Annotated in this window: 4 protein-coding genes, 2 rRNA genes, 2 pseudogenes and 1 riboswitch (1 of these 9 only partly in view); of the genes and pseudogenes, 3 read left to right on the forward strand and 5 right to left on the reverse strand. The window is 45.0% G+C overall.

Annotated features, from left to right (window positions below; genetic code table 11):
- Positions 1 to 58 precede the first annotated feature (58 nt).
- Positions 59 to 1,968 (reverse strand): annotated as a pseudogene (gene thiC / locus P0078_RS07070) (phosphomethylpyrimidine synthase ThiC).
- 85 nt (positions 1,969 to 2,053) lie between these two features.
- Positions 2,054 to 2,152: riboswitch (TPP riboswitch) on the reverse strand.
- Between the two features lie 262 nt (positions 2,153 to 2,414).
- Between thiC and P0078_RS07075 the strand changes: the two are divergent.
- On the forward strand, positions 2,415 to 3,341 hold the full coding sequence (locus P0078_RS07075) for an SGNH/GDSL hydrolase family protein (RefSeq protein ID WP_282933742.1): 927 nt from the start codon (positions 2,415 to 2,417) through the stop codon (positions 3,339 to 3,341).
- A gap of 61 nt (positions 3,342 to 3,402) precedes the next feature.
- On the opposite strand, the gene P0078_RS07080 is transcribed toward P0078_RS07075, so the two are convergent.
- Positions 3,403 to 4,977 (reverse strand): thioredoxin domain-containing protein, encoded by a 1,575-nt coding sequence (locus P0078_RS07080; RefSeq protein WP_282933743.1) that lies wholly within the window; start codon positions 4,975 to 4,977, stop codon positions 3,403 to 3,405.
- A 751-nt stretch (positions 4,978 to 5,728) separates the two neighbouring features.
- On the opposite strand from P0078_RS07080, the gene P0078_RS07085 reads away from it, so the two are divergent.
- Together P0078_RS07085 and P0078_RS07090 are read left to right on the forward strand one after the other, a co-directional pair.
- Positions 5,729 to 6,874 (forward strand): SDR family oxidoreductase, encoded by a 1,146-nt coding sequence (locus P0078_RS07085; RefSeq protein WP_282933744.1) that lies wholly within the window; start codon positions 5,729 to 5,731, stop codon positions 6,872 to 6,874.
- A gap of 28 nt (positions 6,875 to 6,902) precedes the next feature.
- Positions 6,903 to 8,017 (forward strand): annotated as a pseudogene (locus P0078_RS07090) (DUF3419 family protein).
- A 292-nt stretch (positions 8,018 to 8,309) separates the two neighbouring features.
- On the opposite strand, the gene P0078_RS07095 reads toward P0078_RS07090, so the two are convergent.
- The 3 genes from P0078_RS07095 to P0078_RS07105 form a co-directional block, all read right to left on the reverse strand.
- Positions 8,310 to 8,489, reverse strand: a complete 180-nt coding sequence (locus tag P0078_RS07095) for a hypothetical protein (protein WP_282933746.1) — start codon at positions 8,487 to 8,489, stop codon at positions 8,310 to 8,312.
- 43 nt (positions 8,490 to 8,532) lie between these two features.
- Positions 8,533 to 8,648, reverse strand: a 5S ribosomal RNA gene (gene rrf / locus P0078_RS07100).
- Between the two features lie 207 nt (positions 8,649 to 8,855).
- Positions 8,856 to 9,708, reverse strand: a 23S ribosomal RNA gene (locus P0078_RS07105); it runs 2,028 nt beyond the window's last position.

Below are 9,708 nucleotides of genomic sequence, written 5' to 3' on the forward strand. Positions count from 1 at the left end.
CTCGCCGTACTTTTGCTATCCGATTCTTGGGGGAGAGGACTCTCCCCCAAAATACTCATTAGCCCTTGTGATAAATCTCGCTACCCATGTCCTTAAATTTAATCGACATTTCCTCCATGCCCTGTGCCGCTTCCTGCTTGGCCGCATAATCGCGCACATCCTGGGTAATTTTCATGGAGCAGAATTTCGGGCCGCACATGGAGCAGAAGTGAGCTACCTTGCCGGATTCCTTTGGCAAGGTTTCATCGTGATAGGTGCGTGCCCGCTCCGGGTCCAAACCGAGATTGAACTGGTCTTCCCAACGGAATTCAAAGCGGGCTTTTGACAGGGCGTCATCGCGCTTCTGTGCCCGCGGATGCCCTTTGGCCAAGTCTGCGGCATGAGCCGCAATCTTATAGGCCATAAGGCCCTCTTTAACATCCTCTTTATTGGGTAGGCCCAGGTGCTCTTTGGGGGTCACATAGCAGAGCATGGCGCAACCGTAAGTGCCGATAAGTGCAGCGCCGATGCCGGAAGTAATGTGGTCGTAGCCGGGAGCAATATCGGTGGTCAATGGACCTAGAGTGTAAAAAGGTGCGCCGTGGCAGTGCTTCAGCTGCTCATCCATATTTTCTTTGATCTTATGGATAGCCACATGGCCGGGGCCTTCGATCATCGTCTGAACATCGTGCTTCCAGGCAATTTCAGTCAGCTCGCCAAGCGTGTGCAGCTCGCCAAACTGGGCTTCATCGTTAGCATCTGCAATGGAGCCCGGGCGCAGGCCATCACCGAGACTAAAGCTCACATCGTAAGCCTTCATAATCTCGCAGATTTCCTCGAAGTGGGTATAGAGGAAATTCTCTTGGTGATGGGCGAGACACCATTTGGCCATAATGGAACCACCGCGAGAGACAATCCCGGTCATACGTTTGGCAGTGAGCGGCACATAGCGCAAAAGCACGCCAGCATGAATAGTGAAGTAATCCACCCCCTGCTCCGCCTGCTCAATCAAGGTGTCGCGGAACACATCCCAGTAAAGATCTTCAGCAATTCCGTTTACTTTCTCCAGCGCCTGGTAAATCGGCACAGTACCGATGGGCACTGGCGAGTTTCGCAGAATCCACTCGCGGGTTTCGTGGATATTGGCACCGGTAGACAGATCCATCACCGTGTCCGCGCCCCACTTGGTAGACCAAACCAGTTTCTCCACTTCCTCTTCAATGGAAGAAGTCACAGCCGAATTACCAATATTTGCATTCACCTTGCACAGGAAGTTGCGCCCGATAATCATCGGCTCCACTTCCGGGTGATTAATATTCGCCGGGATAATTGCCCGCCCTTCTGCAACTTCCCGGCGCACAAATTCCGGCGTGATTTGCTTGGGGATGTAAATACCATCACGTGCCTTCTGGTATTCACTTTCACTCATTTCCGCTGCCAACTTGGCTCGCCCCATATTTTCGCGCACAGCGATAAATTCCATCTCTGGGGTAATAATGCCGCGGCGGGCATAGTGCATCTGAGATACATTCTGTCCCAGTTTGGCCCGGCGAGGGCTGGGAAGGTTTTCAAAGCGGATATGATCCAACCCCTGGTCCGCCATACGCTTCTGGCTGTAGGCCGCTTGGCGAGAGTCCAGCAGTTCAGTATCTCTGCGGGCCTCTATCCAGCCCTGGCGCAATTTGGGCAGCCCTTCCCGTACGTCCACTTTAAAATTGGGCTCGGAATAGGGGCCCGAAGTGTCGTAAATGGTGAGGGGCTCATTGGGTTCAAACACCGGATTCTCTGCATCCCCCCTACCAAACTATCTCCCAGACAGATCTGACGAGCACCAACCTGGATGTCGGCAGTTTCACCGGGCAAATACACCTTGCTCGAGTTAGGGAAAGACTGAACCGTGAGATTCTCAAGAAATTCTTTAGCGGAATCGCGACTGGCAGCGCGGGAGGACTTTCCGGCTTTACCGGATTGTTCAATGATCTCAGACATGCGTAACCTTAAAACTTGGGAATTTAAAGGTCGCAGCATCCAGGGCACATACAAAGAGAAAAGACGCCAAGCTGTAACAAAACAGGCGACTTCAGATCTTGTTCCCTACGCGGGGGTTACCCCGATCAGGTTCAACGGATCTCGCAACAGCGATCTCAGCCCACAGGCACTCCGACAAGTAGAGCGCAGTATAGTGGAAGCACCAGAAGAAGAACAGATAGCATAAAACTGTGCCAGAAAAACTAAAGCTTTGAAACGCCAATAAAGTAATCAATGCTCTTGGCGACAAAACTCCAACAGACTTCAATTTATTGATAACTGACCAAAGGGTCTCAAGCATTCACCACTCACAATATCTGAGTGCGTCCTACACTCCTTCTCGTTTACCGGAGCAGTGAATAAAACGATAACAACTTACGGCGAAAGTCGGTGTGGGAGAAAATACAATGTTGAATAAATATGGAGTTCTAGTAACGCTCTGTTTGAGCATCTTGTCGATACAGCCAGCAATGGCAGCCCCCTCCAAGTCAGTTGCTGCGGGTGACAGTATTACCATGGCATTCGGTGCAGACTGTACCCGCAATAAGTATTTCTGGGACCTGTTTTGTCTTCTCGGCGGGGACCAACCCGAGCATTCCTGGTTTGACGGCGACGACAATTCAGTGGAGAGTGTTCACGATAAATATAAAGTTAACTACCCCAATATGGCTGCCAATAAAAGCGCAGCGGAATCTGGTGCTGAGATGCGTAGTGGAGGCGACAATTTCTCCACTCAAGCCGATCGGATTCTATCCCAGAGTAATATACCTGACCATGTCGAGGTAGTATTGGGTGGTAATGACATCTGTAACCGGGAATGCGTCGATCCAGCCAACTGTAACGATCCACTCTACACCGATAGCGAGTGGCGCTCGGCAGTTCAAGCTGGACTGGACAAATTAGTCGATGGTCTCCCTAACGGCTCAACGATAGTACTCGGCTCAGTACCACGAGTACACGATCTCCGGGCAGCTGGTCTGGATAAGCAAAGCGGTAATTCCCGCGTAGATTGCGAGAGTGTCTGGTCGACTTTCGGAATTTGCCGAATTGCAACAAATGGCGGCTCGATGAATGGAGAGAGCTTTGCTACTCGTTATAACGGAATAGCCGCAGCCCAACAACGTTATAATGAAATCCTTGCTGAGGAAGCAGAAAGTTACAACGGTATGAATGGGGTAGAAGTTGTTGCTGAATATACCGGTGAGGATGAGTTAAATGCCGGGACTTTTCAGTTTAATAAAGATGATATTGATGGTGGAGACTGTTTCCACCCAAGCATTCAAGGACAAAATATTGTCGCTGACCTACTGTGGCAAGGAAATCCGGATAAATAAGTAACTTTTACTGCTCGGTAAATTCAGGGCCCGCAATAAAGTACCGCGGGCCCTAATCAATTCACTTACCCAAATCCTCATCAAAGTAACCATTCTCTTCAACCACATATTGCAATCTATGCGGCAAACCTTTTCTCATAAAGGCGACATCAATTACTTTTCCACTGGTAAGAGCACTCCAAAGCTCATTCTGGCCACTGTGGACCCAACTGTCATTGACCCTCAACAGCACATCGTTTTCCTCGAATCCAAGTGCAGTAAAGAACTCATTGTTGGCCACCCCCTCCAAGCGCATCAAATGGTGGCCCTCAACTTCCATCTCCGCCTCAATAAATTTAGCCTCCAAGAATTCTCGTTGTTCGAGTTGCTTCGCCAACCACTCTTGTCCAAGAGTCAACACACCAGCCGGCTCGATTAGTTTTTTACCCTTTTCTCCCTGAGGCTGTTCAATACGTTTGCGCAGCTCCTCATCGTGCTGATAGGACAAAGTTAAAGGGATAATATTACCTTCTTCACCTTGCAATAGCAGACGCTCCAGGGAGCCCTGATTATCAATAACGGCATAGTGCCCTTTCAAACGCTTCAGAAAGACATCTTTAAGAACAGACTGCCCCAGTGAAAAATTCTGTGCCTTCTGCCCATTTACTTCTATTAAAGCTTTGGACTTATTCTCTATACTCGATTCACTAACTCCTACCAGGGCAAGAGGTAGATCCGTAACAGGTAATTGATTTTCAGTATCTTTTTGTTGTTTCCATGTATATTTTTGCTGAGGATCTATATCAAGCCTGATTAGTTCCTTTTCTATCCAGTAAGAATATTGCTCAAATGATCGTGCGCCCTTTAGATACAAACCGTTTATAAAAACAACCGGCACATTTGTAAGGCCAAGCCCTAAAGCAATTTCCTGATCCCCAAGAACAACTTCTTTATAATTCATATCTCCAATACAGGTTTTAAATTGCTTGTCATCGATCAGTAAACTGCTTGCGGTCTGGGAGTAAGACTTCTCACCAAGGTTTGGAGTTTTTGCGTATAAGGCGTCGTGATATTCCCAAAAAATATTGTGCTCACCAGCGCACTTAGCCGAAACAGCAGCTTTGATACCCTCCCGATGAAACTTAAGGGGAAAATCAAAATTTACCTGGCGAACCCAACCAGAATAGTCACTCAACAATCGTCTCAAGGTTGGCTGAAAGGATTTACAGTGGGGAGATTGAAAGGAGCAGAACACAGCAATTGTTATAGGCGCTTCGGGATTTCCTCGAGCGGCGCGCCCGCCATAATCAAGATCTATCCGTGGTGGCTCTGGAACGGGAAGCATAACTTCTATTTCTTGACCATCTTTTGCTGTTTTGGCAATCATTTCATGCAGCTTGTTGAGACGTAATTTATGCTCCATTTCAGCAATATCATACAACACAAGCTGGAGCTCCTTATCCAAGGCCTTCACGCTGACCTCCTGGCCATCAATCCGTGCAGCTATATGTTGCTGATCAAGTACTTTAGTTCCTACTGTTATTTCCGCATCCTTTGAACACCCCCCATTAGGCTCAAAATACCCAACGCCATTAACTTTACTATAACATTCCTTAGTCGATTCACTGGTAATTCTCCTTTTACCGGTTTTGACCAATCTTACTCACCAATTCTCATTTCAGCCGCTTACAGCAAGCTTTATTCAGAATGTGTTCAAAAAATGAGAACCAGGCAAGATTTTTGGCACCTAAGTTAACGTCCTTACCAGAAAAGAAATCTCACCTCAGACTAATCGTAAGCAATCAAATCAAACTTATTCGACCCTGAGCGTACTGCTCCTCTACAGGGACTTGCCGTTAACATCCAGAGAGCAAAGGTTAGAAACCAACTCAACAGATAGATTGTTTCGAAGTATGCAAAAAATAACTATTTCCAAAAAATTATATATACAAGAACCCCCGAACCATCTACAGGAGGCTGCTATGCCGGACAATTAAATCCCAGCCACCTACAATGGTCTCGGAACCGTTAATGAAGGGGAAAGTCAGAACAGGGGATCAGGAGTCAAATTATGGCGAACAATCTATATGGACTACAATGATTTAAACGTACTTCACTCAGAACCCATAGTTTGAATACGTCTATCACGTTTAATAGCAGCGCCGTGATGAGAATGTAGTTTATTACCAATATCTGATTTTACTACTCTCCTATTGGCTTTAGAAATAGATGGACAGATTATTTGTATTAATCGCATGCCCCCTTAAAAAACACCCCACAGTATACCAATGTCCCAATTTTCACAATAAAAAATACATAGGAGTAAAGAAGACCCTCAGAAAGGCGGATACTCCTTTGCCTCCGGAATTCATTCCCATTTCAATACTATGACGAATTCTCATGAGCCGATGAAACATGACCAACATATATTTAAGCAACTATCTGAAATACGAGGGCTAAAAGAAATACAACTCGTTGTCGGCGGATTTGGCTTTATAGGTCAATATTTGACATGGGGACTTCTGCAAAAAGGACTCAATGTGGTCCTAATTGCCAGAAATAATGCTAACAATCGGGCCGAGAAACTAAAACAAAAAAATAGTTTTGCCAACCCTCGCTATAAACTTTCGGAAAATAATTTTGACCAACTTACAATAATATCAGGTGATTTAAACAAACCAAACCTCGGGCTATCTTCTGCATCTTACAGACAACTATGCTCTCTAAATATTGGCTCCATTTGGAACAGCGCTGCTGACATGCACTATAGCTATAGTAATTTACAACAAAGCATTAACACCAATGTTATCGGCGTGAATCGACTAATCGACATTGCTGTAACAGCAAAATGTCGACTCAATCAAATATCAACTGCTTTTATTGCCGGTAAAGCTCATGCCAACGGAATAGCCATAAATGAGGTACTCTACCGCCCTGGCAATTTTTTCAACGCATACGACTACACGAAAAATATAGCAGAGAACTTAATAGCAGAGTCAAAAAATCTGGAATACACCATCTATAGGCCAACTATTGTGCTAGGCGACTCAGTGAGTGGGTACACAAATTCTGAGTCTGGGTACTATGAATATGTGAAACTGCTAAACCGACTAAAAAAGCAACATGTAGAAATCCCCATTCACTTAAAATATACTCCAGGTTGTTTTATTAATGTCATACCTGTTGACATCTGCTGTGATGCAATATTAAAAATTTCAGAAAAACATGAAGCCACAAGAAATCAGTACTTTAATATTGCCGATTCCAATCCGATGACAGTCGACAACTTTATCAAATTTAATCGCAATTACTTTAAGCTGGATTTAAGACAATTTATAGAGAATCACACTTCATTAAGCAACCTTTCTGAGAGGGAAAAACGTCTACTTAAGATTATAAACAGAATGCAAAACGGACCATTCTTAAACAGTGACTTCAGGTTTTCCAGTGTAAACAGCCAAGAAGTGCTAGGCCATCCGGTTCAGAATCAATGGTGTAATAGCAACAGCTATCTAACCAAAGTTGTAGATTATTTTTTAAACCAAACAAGTTAGCGACTAAAGTAACCCAATTAAACACGCCATGAACAAACCTAATGAAATACAGCTCTCCGATTACGCAAACAGGATCAGCTACTCAGGGCCAAATGAAGACTCTAGATCAGAACTTAAGGCGCTAAATATTAATGAGAGCGATAGTGTTTTATGCGTTACTGGCGGTGGAGATCGCGTTTTAAGTCTTTTACTGGGCAAGCCAAAAAAATAACTGCCATTGACTTAAACCCCTGCCAAAATTATCTTTTAGAACTCAAAATTTCCGGAATACAGGCGCTAAACCATGAGGGATTTTTAGGTTTCTCGGGGATCATCCCATGCAAGAAAAGGATAAACGTTTACAACAAAATAAAACACCTATTATCAAAAAAAGCAGAATTATTCTGGTCCAAAAACGAAAGAATGATTGAGAATGGTTTTATTTATGAAGGGGCCTTCGAAAAACACTTCAAACTAATTAGCGTAATTATTAAAGCTATCCGGCCAAAGAAAATAAAAACTCTCACCACCCTAAGCAACATCGAAGAACAGCGTGAATTTGTTAAAAACAAATGGAACACCCCTGCATGGAAAAAATTTTTGCGCTTTCTTACCAACAAATACTTCTTCCAAATTTTCCTTAAAGACCCTGGATTCTATCAACACATTCCCCAAGAAGTATCAATTCCCGAGTATTTATTAGACAGAATGGATCACTCCCTAATGAACCACCTGGTCCTTGAAAATTTCTTTATGACATTCCTGCTAACTGGGAAATACAACCCTGAACATGGAATGCCCTTATACTTAGAAAAAAATAACTATCCAATAGTAAAGGGGGCACTAAATAACACAGCCATAGAAATGGTAAATTCGCCTCTAGAGCAATATTTATACGGCACCAAAAGTAAAATTGATAAGTTTTCTATTTCTGACGTTTCTGCTTATCTTGATGAAGACAGCTTTGTTTCTCTACTAAACGCAATATACTCAGCAGCTAGTAAAAACAGTATCTTGTGTATGCGCCACTTTATTACCAAAAGAAAAATCCCCACTTCTATAGAAAATAAATTTTCTTTTAATTCAGCTCTAGAGAAAGAGCTTAATAATAGCGACATGTCATTTGTTTATAGCTTTAATGTTGGCATAAAAAGTGATCTCTAAATTACCTAACTTCTTATCGAGCCGTTATGAAGGCTGAAATGACAGCAGCCTTTGAGGTTTCCTATTAGAAACTACAGCATTGCTCGCCAGCCTATAGACCTCTTAAGCGTAACAAGCTAGAGCACAATGCAGACACTACATAGTAGCAAAAATATTTAGCGATATTTTTTCAGACACTAAAAGGAGCAACCTATTGGGCCGCCCTTTTGAGAATTAGAAACCTATAAACCGCTGCGCCGGTTTAAGACTGCACCGACCTCCAATCCAATACCAAGCTTTAATTACAGCTGACCTACACTGTATAGAAAGCAGTGCTCGCCACCCTACTGGCAACTTCGGCGCAGGGCTGCGAGGCAGCAAAATATTTCACTGTTTCCAAAAAAGAAAACCTCCGCAGGCTTCCCTGCGAGGGTTTTCTTTTTCCCTTTCTTAGTTTTTTATTTTTTGTTTTTTTAAATATTTTTTCAGCCATAAAAAAAGGGCCACCCTGTTGGGTGGCCCTTTTCGGATTAAAAGCCTGACGATGACCTACTCTCACATGGGGAAACCCCACACTACCATCGGCGATGTTGCGTTTCACTTCTGAGTTCGGCAAGGGATCAGGTGGTTCCACAACTCTATTGTCGTCAGGCAAACTGGCTTGGGTTGGCATTGGTCTTATAAGCAAAGTGCTTGGCCTGCCGCGTTATCGCTGTTTGCCTCGGTCATATTATTGACCGGCGATAACCCCAAATAAGTCGGTAAAACAATCTGTAGTAATACACCGCAAGCGATCATTGTGTGTCTTTCATTCCACAATCCGCTAGCTTAGCTAGTCGTTAGTAACCATCTCTGTTGTATGGTCAAGCCGCACGGGCAATTAGTACTGGTTAGCTCAACGCCTCACAACGCTTCCACACCCAGCCTATCAACGTGGTAGTCTTCCACGGCCCTTCAGGAGGCTCAAGGCCTCAGGGAGATCTTATCTTGAAGGAGGCTTCCCGCTTAGATGCTTTCAGCGGTTATCCCGTCCGAACATAGCTACCCGGCAATGCCACTGGCGTGACAACCGGAACACCAGAGGTTCGTTCACTCCGGTCCTCTCGTACTAGGAGCAACTCTTCTCAAATCTCCAACGCCCACGGCAGATAGGGACCGAACTGTCTCACGACGTTCTAAACCCAGCTCGCGTACCACTTTAAATGGCGAACAGCCATACCCTTGGGACCGGCTTCAGCCCCAGGATGTGATGAGCCGACATCGAGGTGCCAAACACCGCCGTCGATGTGAACTCTTGGGCGGTATCAGCCTGTTATCCCCGGAGTACCTTTTATCCGTTGAGCGATGGCCCTTCCATACAGAACCACCGGATCACTATGACCTACTTTCGTACCTGCTCGACATGTCTGTCTCGCAGTCAAGCGCACTTATACCATTATGCTCATTGCATGATTTCCGACCATGCTGAGTGCACCTTCGTACTCCTCCGTTACTCTTTGGGAGGAGACCGCCCCAGTCAAACTACCCACCATACACTGTCCTCGATCCGGATAACGGACCAGAGTTAGAACCTCAAACATACCAGGGTGGTATTTCAAGGACGGCTCCACAACAACTAGCGTCGCTGCTTCAAAGCCTCCCACCTATCCTACACAAATAGGCTCAAAGTTCAGTGCAAAGCTGTAGTAAAGGTTCACGGGGTCTTTCCGTCT

The organism is Microbulbifer sp. VAAF005 (assembly GCF_030012985.1).
Lineage (GTDB): Bacteria > Pseudomonadota > Gammaproteobacteria > Pseudomonadales > Cellvibrionaceae > Microbulbifer.

Excerpts from the sequence above, each read along its gene's own strand:
- P0078_RS07075 (WP_282933742.1), top strand. The coding sequence starts at position 2,415 with ATGTTGAATAAATATGGAGTTCTAGTAACGCTCTGTTTGAGCATCTTG.
- P0078_RS07085 (WP_282933744.1), top strand. The coding sequence starts at position 5,729 with ATGAAACATGACCAACATATATTTAAGCAACTATCTGAAATACGAGGG.
- P0078_RS07095 (WP_282933746.1), bottom strand. The coding sequence starts at position 8,489 with ATGGCTGAAAAAATATTTAAAAAAACAAAAAATAAAAAACTAAGAAAG.